Source organism: Pseudomonas sp. AB6 (assembly GCF_034314105.1).
GTDB lineage: Bacteria > Pseudomonadota > Gammaproteobacteria > Pseudomonadales > Pseudomonadaceae > Aquipseudomonas.
Map to the genome: position 1 here is coordinate 3,594,017 of NZ_JAVIWJ010000001.1, position 17,905 is coordinate 3,611,921.

Sequence of the window (17,905 nt, forward strand, 5' to 3'; positions counted from 1 at the left end):
CTCAGCTCAGGGCCGATATTGCCCCTGGGCCCCACAATAAGAATAATTTAATGGAGGCAATCATGAGCGTGTCCCATGGTGTGCATTCAATCGATCATTACGCGTTGAACGTTCCGTCACTGGCCGAAGCCTACCAATTCTTCAAAAGCTTCGGCCTCGATGTTCAACGTGAACCCAATCAACTCCTATTGAAAGCAATTGACGGCCATGTCTCGGCAAAAATATTTCCCGCCGCGTCCAAGTCGCTCGCGTATCTGAGTTTCAACTGCTACGAGCAGGATTTCAGCGCCCTACGTCAGCAGATCGAAACCGCTGGTGGACGTTTTGCAGACCGTCCCGAACCGGGAATTTGGTTCCATGACCCTGACGGTAACCTGTTGCAGGTCAAGGTCGGCGAAAAAACCATGCCAAATCAAAAGTCCGATCACCAAAACACTATCACCCCGCCCAACCGCCGCGGCGCAACGACCCGCGACGCCATGGTACAAATCCGACCTCGCCGCTTGTCCCATGTTCTGTTGTTCACCCCCAATGTGCTTGGCGCGCTGCATTTTTACGAGCAGGCCCTAGGCTTGAAGCTTTCAGACAAGTCGATGGACATCATCGCCTTCAGTCACGCACCCCACGGGTGTGACCACCATCTGGTGGCGTTCGCCAAGAGTAGTGCCAAGGGCTGGCACCACGCGGCTTGGGAAGTGGACAGCATCGACGAAGTCGGCGCAGGCGCGTCGCAAATGGCGAAGGCAGGGCACACGAAGGGCTGGGGCACCGGTCGTCATTGCTTGGGCTCGAACTACTTTCACTACGTGCAGGATCCGTGGGGTTCGTTCTGCGAGTATTCGGCAGACATGGACTACATTGGCGAAGGCGTTGAATGGCCTGCCGGCGACTATCCGCCGGAAAACTCGCTGTACCTCTGGGGACCAGACGTGCCGGACAACTTCATTTTCAACACTGAAGCGGATACCCCGGCACCTGCCTGAGTCGCTCGGCTCTTATTACAAAATTGACACTCCTGCATTGCGCTAGCCTCCCCGCTCGCGCGACGGGTCCGGCCCTGCCCGGAAATCATTGAGAAGTACACGAGGCACAGATCATGAATCAGCAAACTACAGTCGATATTGCCATTGCCGGATACGGCCCAGTTGGCCAGACGCTGGCCATCCTGTTAGGCCAGATGGGCTACTCGGTCGCCGTATTCGAACGCTGGCCCGCGCTATATCCGCTCCCGCGTGCAGTATTTTACGATCATGAAATTCGGCGAATTTTCCTCTCTATGGGACTTGGCGAGGAACTGGCAAAAATCTCTCAACCTTCGGCACGCTATCAGTGGTTCAACGCTGATTGGAAGGTCTTGGTAGAGATAGATTGGTCCGCCGAATCGATCAGTGACGGGCCGTTCGGTTACTTGTTCAATCAACCATTGTTGGAAGCTGCCCTGGACCGCAAAGCCAAAAGCATCGGCAATGTGCAAGTCCATCAGGGTTGGGAAGCGACAGCGCTGAAACAAGATAACCACGGCTGCGACATGGTTCTTAATCGGGTTATTCGCCAAGACGGTAAGTTTTTACTCGGTGAAGAACAGCAAAGTGTTCGAGCGCGCTATGTGATCGGCGCCGACGGCGCCAATAGCTTCGTGCGCCAGTCGCTAGGCATTGAATGGCAGGATCTGGGCTTTCAGGAAGACTGGCTGGTGGTCGATCTGCAACCCAAGCCCGGTGTACCACTGGATGTTCCGGATATCGGCCAGTGGTGCAACCCCGAACGCCCCACCACAATGGTTCCCGGCGGACCTGGTTATCGGCGTTGGGAGTTTATGCGTCTGCCCCACGAAGCCATTGAAGACCTTCAAGATACCGACAAGGTCTGGTCGTTGCTGTCGCGCTGGGTCACGCCGGACACTGCAACGTTGGTGCGCCACGCGGTCTACCAGTTTCGTTCGCGAATTGCCTCCAATTGGCACAGCGGTCGGGTGATGTTGGCTGGCGATGCGGCCCACGTGATGCCACCGTTCATGGGCCAAGGTATGTGCTCGGGAATCCGCGACGCATGGAATCTATCCTGGCGGCTCGATTTGCTGATGCGCGGCTTGGCCGATGAAACGCTGTTGGACGGCTATACACTTGAGCGCAAACCGCAGATCCGCGCCGTTATAGAAGCGTCCATGGCGATGGGGAAAGTTGTCTGCGTATCAGACCCGGTCGAGGCGGCCGAACGCGACGCCGCCTACCTGAGCGGTAATGTTGCGCCGCTGCCGCCGTTCCCGGGTTTGACCGATGGACTACTGCCAAAGGCTGGCCCATTGCGCGGCACGCTTGGAGTGCATGGATCAATCGAGATCGGTGGCAAGGTCAGCCGCTATGACGACGTCATCGGACGCGGTTTTCACTTGCTGGTGAGTGGCGAGCTTGACCCTTTGGTGCTGCTCAGCTCGGAACAGTCGAGATTTATTAGCGACTACGATCTGAAGGTCGTTCGACTTGCACAAACGGCGGACAGTAGCAAAGGCATCTATCGAGACGTCTCTGGAAAATACCTGCGATTCATGGCAGAGGCCGGACTCGAAGCCCTCATCGTGCGACCTGACTACTACTGCTATGGCGGCGTCGCAGCGTTGTCGGCGCTGCCAAAATTAATCGACACCCTGCGCGATCAGCTACAAAGCAGCGGCCAGCAAACCCGTACCAACAACGACACAAAGACCTGTCACGCCTGACACCTGTTTTCCGGGGGCATGGATGCCCCGACCTCCCAAACTCTGACAACAAAAACAAGAGACAGATAATGATCAACATCAAGGTGAAAACGCTTGGTGCGGTTCTGGCCGCCTTTGCAACGCTTAACGCTCACGCCGCCCAGATCCCTGAGACAGGTGAAGGCACGGTATTTCGAAGCCTATTTGGTGACACCCTGGAAAAGGATTATGGGATTGAGGTTTCTGGCCTGTTTGACGTTGCTTATTCTCGTAACAATCGCTCGACCCATGCTGAGCGTCAGCAAGGCTTAAGCAATCTTCCGGTCGTTGGTTTCGCGGACGAGGGCCTGGAATGGGGGAGCTTGCATCTATTCATCGACAAGCCGCTGAAGGGCAACATGGTGCCACGTATCACACCGTTGCCAGGGCCATCGCCGAGCGAAGCATCTTTCGGATTTACATTCGAATTGAACTACGGGCGTAATGCCCAATTCGCTCGCACCACGGGCTGGGACATGCACTGGGATGTCAACTCGCCTGGTGATACCAACCTTGCCAAGGCCCAGCGCGACAAACAAAAATTCCTCGCGATTCCCAACATCGCTGCCACCGCCTATCTGCCTTATGGTCCTGGTATCACGGCCATGGCTGGGATATTCGGACCGGCCATGGGCTATGAAATCCCGCCCAACATTCGCGCTGCTCGTAATCCGTTTGCGAGCAAGACCTATGCCTTCGTTAGCGAGCCGGGAACTGTCAGTGGCGTACTCCTTGGCACTCGCTTGTACAACGGCAAATCATCAATTCTCGGCGCCGAACTAGGGGTAGTCCAAGGGTGGAACAACCTGAGCGATAACAACAAACAGAAGTCGGTGATGGGGGCCTTGCGTTGGCGCACATCAGACATGCAAACCTGGGTCGACTATGAGTTCATCCTCGGCGATGAACAGAATGACACGTCCAACGACGTACAGGCTCCAACGTCGCGCCTGATATCGCCAGAAGGTCAGTTCAAACAACAACACTCGCTCAACGGCTGGCATCGCTTCGACTCAAACTGGTCGATGGGCGCCGAGGTCGTTTATGGCCATCAGGAGGGTGACGGCAAGGCAACAACCCTCGACATCATTAACGGTCCTGGTTTTGATGGCGCCCATTGGTGGGGAGCCAACGCGGTACTCACCTATCAGCAACGTACGGATCTCTCCTACTCGGTACGAGCCGAGCATTTTGCCGATCCCGATGGGTTCATCCTGCTGCCGGTATCCACTGCTCGCGGCAATTTCAACTCCCTCACCACGGGCTTGCGCTATGACCTGAACAAGTACGTCTCGTTGCGCCCGGAAGTGCGTTACGACGTATTTGATGGCAATACAAACGATCACCCTTTTGGCGCAGGTCGCAACAGTACGCAGCTGACGGGTCTTGTTGAAGCGCTGTTTTATTTCTAAACCCTTGGCGGCCAAATTACCTAAGGCCATTAATCTCCATTACATCTGAGTAGCAACCATGAATAACAATAAGCATGCGTGGGATGTGCGGTACGAGTTTACAGCGGTCGCCCTCTTGGCCTTAGGCTTCGGCCTTGTGGGACTGGACCGATTCATCATCCTGCCGCTATTCCCGGTGATGATGAAAGACTTGGGCTTGAACTATCAGGACCTGGGGAACGTGACAGCAATACTCGGTTTGGCGTGGGGCATTTCTTCGATTTTCATGGGACGGCTATCTGATCGTATCGGTCGGCGCAACGTGCTGATTCCAGCAGTACTGGTATTTTCACTTCTTGCGGGCCTCTCGGGCCTGGCGACCGGTATGGGCGGTTTATTGCTGATCCGGGCGATTATGGGCATCTCCGAAGGCGCCTTTACTCCAACTGCGTTAGCGGCTACGGCGGAGTCGTCCCATCCGCGACGTCGGGGTATGAACATTGGCATTCAACAGGCGTTCTTCCCGATCCTGGGTCTTGGCCTTGCGCCAATTCTCGCCACCCAATTGCTAACGATAGTACCGTCCTGGCGCTGGGTGTTCATGATAGTTTCACTGCCAGGTTTTCTATTGGCATTGGCTATGTACTTTTACTTGCGGGAAACCCGAGCGATCACGCCCAAGAAATCTGGAATCAGTTCTGCAGTCAAGCACCCGAGCTGGCTGGATGCACTGCGCTATCGCAACGTCTTGCTGAACATTGTCGGCATGTTTTGCATGCTGACCTGCCTGTTCGTGATTAGCGTGATGATGCCTAACTACCTGATGGACTTTTTACACCTCCCAGTGCAGCAAATGGGCTTCGTCATGTCGGCCATCGGTTTGGGTGGTTTTCTCGGGCAATTGATCATGCCTGCCGTGTCGGACCGCATCGGTCGTAAACCAGTGGTTCTCGTATCATTCATCGCCACCGGTGTGTTTCTCTGGTTGCTGATGGGTACAGGCGCCGAACCGGTAAAGTTGTTCGCGCTACTGTTTCTGACGATTTTCTTCAACTTCAGCATGATCTGCATGACGGTCGGTCCACTCACCAGCGAGTCCGTTCCGGCCGCACTGACGTCGACCGCTACAGGATTAGTGGTGGGAATTGGTGAGATTTTTGGCGGCGGGGTCGCTCCAGCTATTGCGGGATATATCGCTCAGCACCACGGGATCGAAAACACAATGTACCTGGCACTCGGCGCAGTGCTGGTGGGATTGCTAGTCGCAACATGTTTACGGGAAACCGCACCAGCCAAAGTGGCCGAGCCTCCCGTCGAAGGAATAGATCGTGCGTAAAAATCCACTCTTCACGAGATGAGCGCTATTGGGTTGCTGTCAACCTTCCACCTTGATGTGCAACCTTCAGGAACGCCCGCACGGCACCACCAATTTCGTTGACGCGGCTAATAAGCAACAAGTCGGTGTGGGGCTCTATGTCTTCGAATGTCCGGTAGACCAGCCCGGGAATGTTTACCTGCATCAGGGGCGCGGGGACCATCGCTACCCCCATGCCGGCGGCGACTAACGCGAGCACGCTCAAGGTGCTGGTAGTGCGCTGAACCTTCGGCTCCCGCCCCAATGCTTTACGCAGACCGGCCAGCATGTATTCATCTGCTCCGTGAGCGGCATAGATGATCAACGACTCCGCCCTCAACATCGGCACGCGCAATGTTGGCTGGTTCGCCAACGGATGGTCTTCAGGCAATGCAACCACCAGCGGCCAAGTCCCAATGCGCTCAAACAACAAAGCGTTGTCTAGGGCCTGACCGCCATGACTTGGCGCATATCCCAGATCCAGTTGCCCGTTTTGTATCGCCTCGACCTGCTGCTGAGGCGCCAGCTCGCGCAAGATAATCTCAGCATCCGGATAAGCTTTACGAAAGGCGCGAACGTCGGCCATCAACCGACCGCTGAACACGGCGTTGCCGGCAAAACCGATTCGCACACTACCCATCTCTCCACGTAGCGAGCGCTGCACCACGCGTTGCGCATGCGCTGCCTGATCAAGGGTGCGCTGTGCTTCGGCACGCAGCAGTACTCCGGCTTCTGTGAGCTCCACACGACGGCTCGTGCGCAAGAATAAAGCCCCCCCAAGTTCCTCTTCCAGGCCACGTATCTGCATGCTCAGGGCTGACTGAACAATGTGTAGACGCTGAGCGGCCCGGCCGAAATGCCCCTCCTCGGCGACTGCGAGAAAATAACGCAAATGACGCAAGTCCATAGGTCTCCTTATCCATCACAAATAGTGATCAATCGTTCATATCAATCTATTTGAAGTTATCTGTCCAGAAGAAGAAGCTGAAGCTCACATCCACCACCTGCCAAGGTCACCGCATGCAGACTTACCTAGAAGACCGCCTTCAAATTACCGACCTGATTACCGGCTGGATACATCGCGACTTAGGCCAATGGGACCAACTGGCGAACTTGGCCCATCCTGACGGAACCATCGAAGTCACTTGGTTTGAAGGCCCGTTTGCCGAGTTCGTCGAAGGGTCAAAGCGCATGGGCAAGTCAGACTTGCGCACCAAGCATTTGATTGGCACGCCGGTAGTGAGCCTCAATGGCAACAAGGCCATTGTCGAAACCAACGCGGTGATCGTTGCCGATAACACCCGGCTGAACCTGGGTTGCAATGGACACAACCGTTTCTATGACCTGGTCGAGAAACGCCAAGGCCTGTGGAAGCTGGTCAAGCGTCAAAGCATCTATGACATGGCGGGCTTCACCTTCCCTCAAGGCTTAGTCGAGATTGACCATGAAACCGTGGCGCGCTACCCGCGTGAATATGCGCCGCTTGCCTACCTTCTGGAAAAAAGCGGCTTTGCGCCCAATCGGGTATTCGCCACGCGCGGCAGCGACCTGGAACTGACCATGCGAGCCGAGGCCAGCGCGTGGCTCGCTGACTGATAAGCCACTGTCACCGACATTCACAACTGAGATTTTTCTGCACCGACCGCCACATCGATCTTGCGTCCCGAACAGCTCCACTACCGAAAATAATTACAACAGAGGTATTCGCTCGTGAACAATCAACTCGACATCTGCGCGATCGTCGAAAGGAGCCGCCTGAGCGCCTTTCAGATGCTTGTGCTTGGTCAATGCTTTCTGTGCATGGTCGTTGATGGGTTCGACATTCAAGCCATGGCCTACGCGGCACCAAGCCTCATCGCTCAATGGGGTATCCCTAAAGCCAACTTGGGACCGGTGTTCAGCATTAGCATGTTAGGCATGTTGATCGGCTCACTTGCTCTGGGTGCAATCGCCGATCGCGTCGGTCGACGGCCAGTACTGGTTAGCGCCTCGCTGACGATGGCGGTTCTGATGTACTTGACCGCTCAAACCACGACGGTGGACGGACTTCTTGCACTGCGCTTTTTTACCGGTATCGCCATGGGGGCAATCGTGCCTAACGCCGCCACTCTGGTGACGGAGTATGCCCCTGGGCACAACCGCGTGATGTTGTTGACGCTGGTGTCCTCTGGACTGGTCGTGGGTGGTCTCGTCGGTGGCGCGCTCGCTGCTGCACTGATTCCGCAATATGGCTGGCAAGTGGTGTTCTATTTGGGCGCCTTTGCGCCTTTGTGTGTGGGCGTAATAATGCTCTTCGCACTTCCAGAATCGTTGCAGTGGTGCGTGTTGCGCGAACGCCAGCTTGACCGTGTCAGGGCAATCCTCACACGGATCGAGCCCGGCCTGCGAATCAATGAGCACACGACATTACTCATCGCCGAACCGCGCAGAAAAGGCCTGTCGCTTGCTCACTTGTTTGCGGATGGCAGGCTGCCGGGCACGCTGTTGCTGTGGCTGATCAACTTCATGAACATGCTTTGCATTTACTTTCTCGCCTCATGGACACCCGTGCTGATGAGCGGCGCAGGCCATACACCCTCGCAAGCTGTGTTGGCGGGAACCTCCATGTGGCTGGGTGGCTTGGCAGGCGGTTGGCTACTGGGTTGGTTTGTCGACCGACACGGTTTCGGCGCCGTACTGGTTCCGACCTTTATTGTCTCTGCCGTGGCCATTGTGCTGTTCAGCCACTACTACAACTCAATCAACCTCGCTTACCTGACCATAGCCGTTGCCGGCTTCGGCATCCTCGGCGGCCAAGCGGCACTGAACGCCATGACTTCCACCTTTTATCCGACTGCACTGCGCGCAACCGGCACGGGTTGGACGCTGGGACTCGGTCGTCTAGGGGGCATTTGCGGTCCTTTCGTAGGTGCCACGCTGCTGCATCTGCAATGGTCGACGAGTGAACTGTTGGTGGCTGCAGCCATTCCCGCCAGCATCGCAGCCATCGGCATTATCGGCTTCTGGCGCCTGAATCGAACAACGGCTGTACCCATGCCCAACTAAAGCTCCAAGCAGTGGCCAGCGGATGGCCCCCAAATAAAAACAAGAGAAAAACGCATGAAGAACATCATGGTCAAATCGTTTGGCGCGGTTCTGTTCGTCTTTGCAACGAGTCATTGCCTGGCGAGCGAGCCCGTAGAGCTCGGAGAAGGTACATTGTTTCGCAGCCTGTTCGGCGACTCATTGGAGCGCGACTATGGCATCAAGATATCCGGCCTGCTGGATGCTGGTTATTCACGCAACAACAACTCATCTCATAAAGACCGCGAGTCAGGGCTGACCAACACCCCGGTCGCCGGGTTCGGCGACGAAGGGTTTGAACTGGGCAATCTTCACCTGTTCGCCGACAAAGCGCTAAAGACCAATTTTATCCCGCGTGTCACCCCTCTGCCTGGACCGTCACCCACTGAAGCTTCTTGGGGCTTCACGTTTGAGGCTGCCTACGGCCGCAATGCGCAACAGGCCCGCACTTATGGTTGGGACATGCACTGGGGAATAAACTCGCCGGGCGACAATGATCCAGATAAGGCCCGACGCGATAAACAAAATTTTCTCGCCGTGCCCAACATCGCCGCCACGGCCTACTTGCCTTACGCGGGCGGTTTCACCGCAATCGCTGGCATCTTTGGCTCAGGGCTGGGCTATGAGATTCCCCCGAACATCCGTGCCGCACGCAACCCGTTCGCCAGCCGCAGTTACGCGTTCATGACTGAATCAGGTACAGTGTCCGGTTTTTTGTTGGGCAAACGCCTGATTAACAACCAGAGCATGCTGTTGGGTGCTGAATTCGGTGTGGTTCAGGGCCAGGGTAATCTGCGCGACAACAACGACGGAAAATCTCTACTGGGCGCACTGCGCTGGCGCACGCCAGACATGAATACCTGGATCGACTACGAGTTCCTCGTCGGTGATTCAGAGAACGAAAGTCGCAGTGATATTCAAACACCTCGCGGCCGAGTGATTTCTAGCGCGGGCCAGTTCAAGCAACAGCATTCGCTCAATGGCTGGCATCGGTTCGATGAAAAATGGTCCATGGGCGGTGAAATGGTTTATGGCCGTCAAGCGGGTGACGGCCAAGCCTCGACCGTCGACATCGTCACCGGCCCCGGTTTTAATGGAGCGCACTGGTGGGGAGCCAACCTGGTATTGACCTACCAGCAACGCAAAGACTTGTCTTTCTCAGCACGAGCCGAGCATTTCAACGACCCAGAAGGCTACATTTTGTTCCCCTCTTCTACCTCTAGGGGCGCGTTCAATGCGCTGACAACTGGGCTGCGGTACGATTTCAGCAAGTACCTGTCACTTCGTCCGGAACTGCGCTACGACTGGTTTGACGGCCGCGACGGGGGGCGCCCATTTGGGCAACGTGATGCGCGCAACCAACTGACCGGAACAGTAGAAGCACTGGTGTATTTCTGAGGTCTACCACCCGCCTGCATCAGGACTCTGGACCTGAATGACCTCTAGACCAGGCACGGCTAAAAACCGGTGCCTGGTGTCGGTACCCATGCACCTCATCTAGCATCCAAATCTGCGCAGAGGCGAAACGAAAACGCCGGCATGGCGCTGATGATAAGAATTGACCGTTACAGGTAACATGCTCGCTCCGCTGTACCAATGGAGATGACCTTGCCCGATAGCCGCCCACTCGCTCTCGACGAAATTGACCGCCAGTTGATTGCCGCGTTGCAGATCAATGCCCGCGAAAGCGTCGCGATGCTTGCCCGCCGACTGGGGATAGCCCGAACCACGGTGACTTCACGCTTGGCCCGACTGGAAAAGGCCAAGGTCATCACCGGTTATGGGGTGCGTTTGAGTCAGCGCGTAGTTGATGGCGGGTTGCAGGCCTACGTGGGCATCACCGTACAACCGCGCTCAGGCAAAGAGGTGCTGCGCCGGTTGAGCGCCATCGCTCAAGTTCAGCAGCTGTGTGCGGTGAGCGGCGAATTCGATTACGTGGCGTGGCTGCGCACCGACTCACCCGAACAACTGGACCAATTGCTGGATCTGATTGGTAGCGTAGATGGGGTAGAAAAAACCACCACCTCTATCATCCTTAGCAGCAAAATTGATCGAGGGCAGCCAGTTTAAGCCGACCTGGAGCCAATTGGTGGGTGAATAATTCACTGCGGTGTGCAAAACCCAGGGCTCGCCACCACGTTTTCCACCAACGGCTAAACAATCAATATGACCACCAAGCTCGTCATAACGCAGCGCCAGCATTAATAACGACACCACTTTGCGTCTTATTAACGTATCCGCTCTTATCTAGACTGTCCTCTTTTGGTTCCAGCCGAGCAAGGTCAGTTATGAACAACAATCGCCATCCTGCAGACGGTAAAAAACCGATCACCATGTTCGGCCCGGACTTCCCTTTCGCTTTTGACGACTGGATCGAACACCCGGCTGGTTTAGGCAGTATTCCGGCAGAAAATCATGGTGCGGAAGTCGCTGTGGTTGGCGCGGGAATTGCGGGTTTGGTAGCAGCCTATGAGCTGATGAAGTTGGGCTTTAAACCGGTTATTTACGAAGCCTCAAAAATGGGCGGACGTCTGCGCTCACAGGCCTTTGCTGGCACTGACGGCATTGTTGCCGAACTGGGCGGCATGCGTTTCCCGGTCTCCTCTACAGCGTTCTATCACTACGTTGACAAACTTGGCCTGGAGTCAAAACCCTTTCCGAATCCGCTGACTGCCGCGTCCGGTAGCACCGTAATCGATCTGGAAGGCAGCACGTATTACGCACAAAAACTGTCGGATCTTCCTGCACTCTTCCAAGAAGTCGCGGATGCATGGGCTGACGCGTTGGAAGCCGGTTCGCAATTCGCCGAGATCCAGCAAGCCATCCGCGACCGTGACGTCCCCCGCCTTAAAAGCCTATGGAACACACTGGTTCCGTTATGGGATGACCGGACGTTTTACGATTTCGTCGCCACCTCCAAAGCTTTTGCCAAATTGTCCTTCACCCACCGTGAAGTGTTCGGCCAAGTAGGATTCGGCACCGGTGGCTGGGACTCGGACTTCCCTAACTCGATGCTGGAAATCTTCCGAGTGGTCATGACCAACTGCGACGATCACCAGCACCTGATTGTCGGCGGCGTGGAACAAGTGCCACTGGGCATCTGGCGCCATGTGCCCGAGCGTTGTGTGCATTGGCCGGAAGGCACCAGCCTGGCTTCGCTGCACCGTGGCGCACCGCGTTCCGGGGTGAAACGCATCGCGCGTGCTGACGATGGCCGTTTCGAAGTCACCGACACGTGGGGCCACACGCTCCACTACGCTGCCGTGTTGACCACCTGTCAAAGCTGGCTGCTGACCACTCAAATCGACTGTGACGAGTCATTGTTTTCGCAGAAAATGTGGATGGCGTTGGACCGCACGCGCTATATGCAATCGTCGAAGACCTTCGTCATGGTCGACCGCCCGTTCTGGAAAGACAAAGACCCAGAAACCGGCCGCGATTTGATGAGCATGACCCTCACCGACCGCTTGACCCGTGGCACCTACCTGTTCGATAACGGCGACAACAAGCCGGGCGTTATTTGCTTGTCCTACTCCTGGATGAGCGACGCGCTGAAGATGCTGCCACATCCGGTGGAAAAGCGCGTGAAACTGGCCCTCGACGCCCTGAAAAAGATCTACCCGAAAGTCGACATTGCAGCGCACATCATTGGCGAACCCATCACCGTCTCGTGGGAAGCCGATCCGCATTTCCTCGGTGCGTTCAAAGGTGCCTTGCCCGGCCACTACCGTTATAACCAGCGAATGTTCGCGCACTTTATGCAGCAGGACATGCCTGACGAGCAGCGGGGAATTTTCATTGCCGGCGATGATGTTTCATGGACCCCCGCATGGGTCGAAGGCGCAGTACAGACCTCGCTGAATGCAGTGTGGGGCATCATGAAGCACTTCGGCGGCAGCACTCATCCAGAAAATCCAGGCCCCGGCGATGTGTTCCATGAAATCGGCCCCATCGCCTTGGCAGACTGAGGAACATCGTCATGCGCATCGCCCTGTACCAATGCCCGCCGCTGCCGCTGGACGTCAGCGGCAACCTTGAACGCCTGGCACTGAAAGCGTCGCAAGCAGCGACCCAGGGCGCGGACCTGTTGGTGTTCCCCGAAATGTTTTTGACCGGATACAACATTGGCGCAAAAGCGGCATTTTACTTGGCCGAAGCCCGTGACGGTGAATCGGCGCAACGGGTCATGGCGATTGCTCAGGCCGCAGGCATTGCCATTCTGTACGGCTATCCCGAACGGTCCAGCGAAGGGCAGATTTACAACTCGGTGCAGTTGATTGACGCGCAGGGAAAAAGTCTCGCTCATTACCGTAAAACCCATCTATACGGTGACCTGGACCAGTCGATGTTTACGGCGGGCGGCGATGACTTTCCGGTTATCGAACTGAACGGCTGGCGTCTGGGCTTGCTGATTTGTTACGACCTGGAGTTTCCAGAAAACACTCGCAGGCTGGCCTTGGCCGGTGCTGAGTTGATCGTCGTGCCGACCGCCAATATGAAACCGTATGACTTCGTCGCTGAAGTCACGGTGCGTGCCCGGGCGTTTGAAAACCAATGCTACGTGGCGTATGCCAACTATTGCGGCAGCGAGGGCGACATTCATTATTGCGGGTTAAGCAGTATTGCCGCGCCGGACGGCAGTCGAATTGCTCAGGCTGCCGAAGATGAAACATTGATCATAGGTACGCTGGACCGACAGCTGATGAACGGCTCTCGGGCCATCAACACCTACTTCAACGATCGACGTCCGGACTTGTATATCGGGTTGAGTCGCGGCTGATTGTCCTAAACCGAAACATTTCCGCTAGCATGTTGGCTTCCCTCGCTCAAACGCCGGAAGCCTGAATGCCTGCGCTAAACACCCCCGCCGTCGAACACCTCACGTTGCCCAACGGGTTGCACGTGGTGCTTAGCCATGTGCCTGGATTGAAGCGATGTGCGGCGGCGTTGCGAGTAGCGGCTGGCAGTCATGATGTACCGGCACAATGGCCTGGTTTGGCACATTTTCTCGAACATTTGTTTTTTCTGGGCACCAAACGCTTTCCGGCGGCCGATAATTTGATGGCCTTTGTTCAACGTCATGGCGGACAGGTCAACGCCAGCACTCGCGAACGCAGCACAGAGTTTTTTTTCGAGCTCCCCCAGCCGGTGTTTGACCAAGGGTTGGAGCGTTTGTGCGAGATGCTCACCCATCCGCGCCTTGCGCTGGCCGATCAACGACGAGAGCGCGAAGTGCTGCACGCGGAATTTATCGCTTGGTCGCAGGACGCCGAATCCCGGTATCAAACGATGTTGCTGCAACCGCTTTCAGCTCACCACCCATTGCGTAGGTTTCATGCGGGCAATCGCTACAGCCTTCCTGTTCCGCGTCAGGCTTTCCAGCAGGCGTTGCAGGACTTTTATCGACGCTTCTATCATGCGGGGCAGATGGAATTGAGCCTTGTCGGTCCGCAATCATTGGACGATTTGAGGGCGCTGGCAACACGCTACGGCAATGTTTTTGTCAGTGGAAAAAAGTCCACGCAAACTCCAGCGCCACCTCTTTTGGGAACATCGTCTGACCCTCAGCCCATTACCGACCCGCGTCGGCTGCATCTGATTTTTGCGTGCGAAGGCTTTCCTGAGCAGGGTCTCGAAGCATTGGAAGTTTTCCAGACATGGCTGACGGACTCACAACCCGGCGGCTTACTATTCGAGCTGCTTAAACGCGACTTGATCGACTCGCTCAAGATCGAGCCGCTGTACCTTTTTGAAGTTCAATTGCTGCTGAATATTGAATTCGCGCTCACCGAAGTCGGTGCTGCTCAACGCAGTGTTGTCGCCGGATTATTTTTTGACTGGTTGTCGTTTTTCAAGACAAATAGCAGCCATCCGAAACTGCAAAAGGAATACGCGCTGATTCAAGACCGAAGACGAGCGATCAAGGGGGCACTGGCGATTGCGCGGTGTTTCGGGAACCCGTCAAATCCCTCCGCATCCACGCTAAAAGCACTGCTGGACCAGATACGCCCCTCGCAGCTGCTTGATCCGCAGGCTGTGGATAACTTAGCCATTCAACCCACTTCTTGGCGCCTGCCCGCTCCTAATCCTTTTCTAAGCGCCAACATCGATGATGGCACCGAGGGGTCGATTTTCCTGCGTTGGCGTTTGAGCTCGGCGCATTCCGGCTTATGGCAGATGCTAGACAACAGCCTGGGCTCGGTCGTCATCGCGGCACGACAGGCGGGCGTCGATCTCGCTTTCAGCCGGTACGGCCATTTTTGGCAGCTTAAGCTCAGTGGCATTTCGGCACCTATGCCCGCTGTGATCAAACACACGCTGCATGTACTGACTATGCCCAAGCCTGAAACCTTGGGGCGCTACGGACAGCCTCGTCGAGAATCCGCATTGATTCCGATTCGCCACTTGCTCAAGCAACTGCCGGATGCTTGTCTGAGCACAGTGGGCCAGATCGAGGGCAACAACCACGAGCTGTCATCTGTGTGGGCAGATGCGCGGTGGACTACGTTTTCAGTCGGTTTATCCAAAGAAACCGATTTAGCGCTGACCGCAGAACTTGGCGAGATGCCCGGCACCGTCGATGATCGACCGCTAAGGGCCATTGACGTTAAGCCGGGTAAACAGCGGGTAATCGACACGTCTGATGCTTGCGAAAATGCTGTGCTTTTATTCTGCCCCGCGCCAAGCCGATGCGTGGAAGACGAAGCAGCGTGGCGGCTGTTAGCGCACCTTGGTCAAGCGCCTTTCTATCAGCGGCTGCGGGTGGAATTGCAGTTGGGCTACGCGGTATTCAGCGGTTTCCGACAAATAGCCGGGCAAGGGGGCTGGTTGTTTGGGGTGCAATCACCCAGTGCGTCTACAGAAGAAATCGTCGGACATCTGGAGGCGTTTATAAAGCACCTACCTGCGCTAATCGAGACTGTCGATTTAGCACAGCGGCGCCAAGTGTTGGCCGCACAATTCGACATTGCCACGATGGACCCGCTGCAAACCAGTGAATGGCTCTGGCAGGCGCATCTCGCTGGGCATGGCGCACGTTACGCCCAGCGGTTGCAAGCCGCGCTTCTGCGTACTGAAAAATGCGAATTGCTTACTGCTGTTTGTCGATTAGTAAGCGCCGCCGGCGGTTGGCTAATCCTAAGCAACAGGGGCGTTTCTTGAGGACGATGGCGTAGATAAAAAAACCTCTAGTAAGATAGCTGCCTAACCATCTGAACGTCTTCGCTTGGTAAGTGACTAACGAAGGTCATCAACCGCTGTATCTACCTGGAAGGAGTCTCCTATGTCGTGGACTAAACCTGCTTACACTGATCTGCGTATCGGCTTTGAAGTCACCATGTACTTCGCAAGCCGTTGATTCTGACGTGGTGCAACGCCTCGGTTCGCCGGGGCGTTTTTATTCATGGAGCGTAAATGTTCATTCAGATACTAGGTTCTGCTGCTGGCGGCGGCTTCCCTCAGTGGAACTGCAACTGTGCCAACTGCGCAGGCTTTCGCGACGGTAGCCTGCGGGCTCAAGCGCGCACTCAATCGTCCATTGCCCTGTCCGACGACGGCGTACATTGGGTGTTATGCAACGCCTCCCCCGACATCCGCGCGCAATTGCAGGACTTTAAGCCCATGCAACCGGCCCGGACCCTGCGTGACACCGGCATCAGCGCGATCATTTTGATGGACAGCCAGATTGACCACACGACTGGGCTGCTCAGCTTGCGCGAAGGCTGCCCGCATCAAGTGTGGTGTACCGACATGGTTCACGAAGATCTGAGCACCGGTTTTCCGTTATTCCCGATGCTGACCCACTGGAACGGCGGCTTACGTTGGAACCGCATCGCACTGGAAGGCAGCTTTGTCATCCCTGCCTGCCCAAAGCTACGCTTTACGCCGTTCCCCTTACGCAGCGCCGCGCCGCCGTATTCACCGCATCGTTTTGATCCGCACCCCGGCGACAACATTGGCTTGATCGTCGAAGACCTGAAAACCGGTGGTAAGTTGTTCTACGCGCCGGGGCTGGGCAAAATCGATGAAGCGCTGATGCAGCAAATGGCCGCTGCTGACTGTCTGTTGGTGGACGGCACGATGTGGAGCGACGATGAAATGCAGCGTCGCGGCGTCGGCACCCGCACCGGGCGTGAGATGGGCCACTTGGCGCAAAGCGGTCCCGGCGGCATGCTTGAAGTGTTGGAGCAGTTACCCGACCCACGCAAAGTGCTTATTCACATCAACAACACCAACCCGATCCTCGATGAAGACTCCCCGGAGCGCGCTGAGTTGGTCCGCCGTAACGTTGAAGTTGCCTACGACGGCATGAGTATCGAGCTTTAGGAGCCCTTATGAGCGACGCCACTGCATTGCTACCCGCTGAATTCGAGGCAGCCCTGCGCGCCAAGGGTGCCTATTACCATATCCATCACCCGTTTCATGTGGCGATGTACGAAGGCCGCGCAACCCGTGAACAGGTTCAGGGCTGGGTCGCCAACCGCTTTTATTATCAGGTCAATATCCCGTTGAAAGACGCTGCGATTCTGGCCAACTGCCCGGACCGTGAAATTCGCCGGGAGTGGATTCAACGCCTGCTTGATCACGATGGCGCCCCCGGAGAAGACGGCGGCATCGAAGCGTGGCTGCGTCTGGGCCAAGCTGTGGGCCTCGACCCGGACCAATTGCGCTCGCAGGAATTAGTGCTGCCCGGTGTACGATTTGCCGTCGATGCTTACGTCAACTTCGCCCGCCGCGCCAATTGGCAGGAAGCCGCCAGCAGCTCATTGACCGAATTGTTCGCGCCGCAGATTCACCAATCGCGACTGGACAGTTGGCCGCAGCACTATCCGTGGATCGACCCCGCCGGCTACGAATACTTCCGTACTCGTCTTGGTCAGGCGCGACGCGATGTCGAGCATGGTCTGACCATCACCTTGCAGCACTACACCACCTACGAAGGCCAGCAGCGAATGCTGGAAATTCTTCAGTTCAAACTGGACATTCTGTGGAGCATGCTTGATGCCATGAGCATGGCCTATGAACTGAATCGTCCGCCGTATCACAGCGTTACCGACCAACGCGTCTGGCATAAGGGGATCGCATTGTGAGCTTCAATCGACAGTTGATTCCACGCTGGCGCCAGGGTTATCGCTATCAGTTTGAACCAGCGCAAAACAGCCATGTGTTGCTGTACCCGGAAGGCATGATCAAGCTCAACGAGAGTGCCAGCGCCATTGGTGGCCTGATAGATGGCGAGCGCACGGTAGACGCGATTATCGATGCGCTAGACCAACTGTTTCCAGGCTTCCCAGAGCTCGGCGCCGACGTCGAGCAGTTTATGGAGGTCGCCCGTGCTGAACGCTGGATCGAACTTGCCTGACA

The 17,905-nt window shown here is 56.1% G+C and carries 16 protein-coding genes; 15 read left to right on the forward strand and 1 reads right to left on the reverse strand.

Going from position 1 to position 17,905, the window contains the following annotated elements:
• Positions 1–62: 62 nt before the first annotated feature.
• The 4 genes from RGW60_RS17025 to RGW60_RS17040 all read left to right on the forward strand — a co-directional run bounded on the left by RGW60_RS17025 (position 63) and on the right by RGW60_RS17040 (position 5,461).
• A complete protein-coding gene (locus RGW60_RS17025) occupies positions 63–983 on the forward strand; it encodes a VOC family protein (protein WP_322205667.1) in 921 nt (306 codons plus the stop codon).
• Positions 984–1,096: 113 nt separating this feature from the next.
• Complete coding sequence (locus RGW60_RS17030; RefSeq protein ID WP_322205668.1) at positions 1,097–2,716, forward strand: bifunctional 3-(3-hydroxy-phenyl)propionate/3-hydroxycinnamic acid hydroxylase; 1,620 nt, start codon at positions 1,097–1,099, stop codon at positions 2,714–2,716.
• A 68-nt stretch (positions 2,717–2,784) separates the two neighbouring features.
• On the forward strand, positions 2,785–4,146 hold the full coding sequence (locus tag RGW60_RS17035) for an outer membrane beta-barrel protein (protein ID WP_322205669.1): 1,362 nt from the start codon (positions 2,785–2,787) through the stop codon (positions 4,144–4,146).
• A 58-nt stretch (positions 4,147–4,204) separates the two neighbouring features.
• Complete coding sequence (locus RGW60_RS17040; RefSeq protein WP_322205670.1) at positions 4,205–5,461, forward strand: MFS transporter; 1,257 nt, start codon at positions 4,205–4,207, stop codon at positions 5,459–5,461.
• 25 nt (positions 5,462–5,486) lie between these two features.
• On the opposite strand, the gene RGW60_RS17045 is transcribed toward RGW60_RS17040, so the two are convergent.
• Positions 5,487–6,386: a LysR substrate-binding domain-containing protein gene (locus tag RGW60_RS17045; protein WP_322205671.1), complete on the reverse strand. Its 900-nt coding sequence runs from the start codon at positions 6,384–6,386 to the stop codon at positions 5,487–5,489.
• Positions 6,387–6,499: 113 nt separating this feature from the next.
• Here RGW60_RS17045 and RGW60_RS17050 point away from each other — a divergent pair, with 113 nt between their 5' ends.
• The 11 genes from RGW60_RS17050 to pqqD all read left to right on the forward strand — a co-directional run bounded on the left by RGW60_RS17050 (position 6,500) and on the right by pqqD (position 17,903).
• Positions 6,500–7,075 carry a nuclear transport factor 2 family protein gene (locus RGW60_RS17050; protein ID WP_322205672.1) on the forward strand — a complete coding sequence of 192 codons (576 nt, stop codon included), beginning with the start codon at positions 6,500–6,502 and terminating at the stop codon, positions 7,073–7,075.
• A gap of 114 nt (positions 7,076–7,189) precedes the next feature.
• Positions 7,190–8,524, forward strand: coding sequence for an MFS transporter (locus tag RGW60_RS17055; protein ID WP_322205673.1), 1,335 nt, complete (start codon positions 7,190–7,192; stop codon positions 8,522–8,524).
• Positions 8,525–8,578: 54 nt separating this feature from the next.
• Positions 8,579–9,940 (forward strand): outer membrane beta-barrel protein, encoded by a 1,362-nt coding sequence (locus RGW60_RS17060; protein ID WP_322205674.1) that lies wholly within the window; start codon positions 8,579–8,581, stop codon positions 9,938–9,940.
• Between the two features lie 210 nt (positions 9,941–10,150).
• Positions 10,151–10,612, forward strand: coding sequence for an Lrp/AsnC family transcriptional regulator (locus RGW60_RS17065; protein WP_322205675.1), 462 nt, complete (start codon positions 10,151–10,153; stop codon positions 10,610–10,612).
• A 218-nt stretch (positions 10,613–10,830) separates the two neighbouring features.
• The gene (locus tag RGW60_RS17070) at positions 10,831–12,510 is read left to right on the forward strand and encodes a flavin monoamine oxidase family protein (RefSeq protein WP_322205676.1); all 1,680 of its coding nucleotides are present in this window, start codon (positions 10,831–10,833) and stop codon (positions 12,508–12,510) included.
• A gap of 11 nt (positions 12,511–12,521) precedes the next feature.
• Complete coding sequence (locus tag RGW60_RS17075) at positions 12,522–13,322, forward strand: carbon-nitrogen hydrolase family protein (RefSeq protein ID WP_322205677.1); 801 nt, start codon at positions 12,522–12,524, stop codon at positions 13,320–13,322.
• A 65-nt stretch (positions 13,323–13,387) separates the two neighbouring features.
• Complete coding sequence (gene pqqF, locus RGW60_RS17080) at positions 13,388–15,703, forward strand: pyrroloquinoline quinone biosynthesis protein PqqF (RefSeq protein WP_322205678.1); 2,316 nt, start codon at positions 13,388–13,390, stop codon at positions 15,701–15,703.
• 121 nt (positions 15,704–15,824) lie between these two features.
• Complete coding sequence (pqqA, locus tag RGW60_RS17085) at positions 15,825–15,899, forward strand: pyrroloquinoline quinone precursor peptide PqqA (protein ID WP_003422658.1); 75 nt, start codon at positions 15,825–15,827, stop codon at positions 15,897–15,899.
• A gap of 56 nt (positions 15,900–15,955) precedes the next feature.
• Complete coding sequence (pqqB, locus tag RGW60_RS17090; RefSeq protein WP_322205679.1) at positions 15,956–16,867, forward strand: pyrroloquinoline quinone biosynthesis protein PqqB; 912 nt, start codon at positions 15,956–15,958, stop codon at positions 16,865–16,867.
• 8 nt (positions 16,868–16,875) lie between these two features.
• The gene (gene pqqC / locus RGW60_RS17095) at positions 16,876–17,631 is read left to right on the forward strand and encodes a pyrroloquinoline-quinone synthase PqqC (protein WP_322205680.1); all 756 of its coding nucleotides are present in this window, start codon (positions 16,876–16,878) and stop codon (positions 17,629–17,631) included.
• Positions 17,628–17,903, forward strand: a complete 276-nt coding sequence (pqqD, locus tag RGW60_RS17100) for a pyrroloquinoline quinone biosynthesis peptide chaperone PqqD (protein ID WP_322205681.1) — start codon at positions 17,628–17,630, stop codon at positions 17,901–17,903. The genes pqqC and pqqD overlap by 4 nt, the downstream gene beginning before the upstream one ends.
• Positions 17,904–17,905 lie beyond the last annotated feature (2 nt).

Excerpts from the sequence above, each read along its gene's own strand:
- RGW60_RS17025 (WP_322205667.1), top strand. The coding sequence starts at position 63 with ATGAGCGTGTCCCATGGTGTGCATTCAATCGATCATTACGCGTTGAAC.
- RGW60_RS17030 (WP_322205668.1), top strand. The coding sequence starts at position 1,097 with ATGAATCAGCAAACTACAGTCGATATTGCCATTGCCGGATACGGCCCA.
- RGW60_RS17035 (WP_322205669.1), top strand. The coding sequence starts at position 2,785 with ATGATCAACATCAAGGTGAAAACGCTTGGTGCGGTTCTGGCCGCCTTT.
- RGW60_RS17040 (WP_322205670.1), top strand. The coding sequence starts at position 4,205 with ATGAATAACAATAAGCATGCGTGGGATGTGCGGTACGAGTTTACAGCG.
- RGW60_RS17045 (WP_322205671.1), bottom strand. The coding sequence starts at position 6,386 with ATGGACTTGCGTCATTTGCGTTATTTTCTCGCAGTCGCCGAGGAGGGG.
- RGW60_RS17050 (WP_322205672.1), top strand. The coding sequence starts at position 6,500 with ATGCAGACTTACCTAGAAGACCGCCTTCAAATTACCGACCTGATTACC.
- RGW60_RS17060 (WP_322205674.1), top strand. The coding sequence starts at position 8,579 with ATGAAGAACATCATGGTCAAATCGTTTGGCGCGGTTCTGTTCGTCTTT.
- RGW60_RS17070 (WP_322205676.1), top strand. The coding sequence starts at position 10,831 with ATGAACAACAATCGCCATCCTGCAGACGGTAAAAAACCGATCACCATG.
- RGW60_RS17075 (WP_322205677.1), top strand. The coding sequence starts at position 12,522 with ATGCGCATCGCCCTGTACCAATGCCCGCCGCTGCCGCTGGACGTCAGC.
- pqqF (WP_322205678.1), top strand. The coding sequence starts at position 13,388 with ATGCCTGCGCTAAACACCCCCGCCGTCGAACACCTCACGTTGCCCAAC.
- pqqB (WP_322205679.1), top strand. The coding sequence starts at position 15,956 with ATGTTCATTCAGATACTAGGTTCTGCTGCTGGCGGCGGCTTCCCTCAG.
- pqqC (WP_322205680.1), top strand. The coding sequence starts at position 16,876 with ATGAGCGACGCCACTGCATTGCTACCCGCTGAATTCGAGGCAGCCCTG.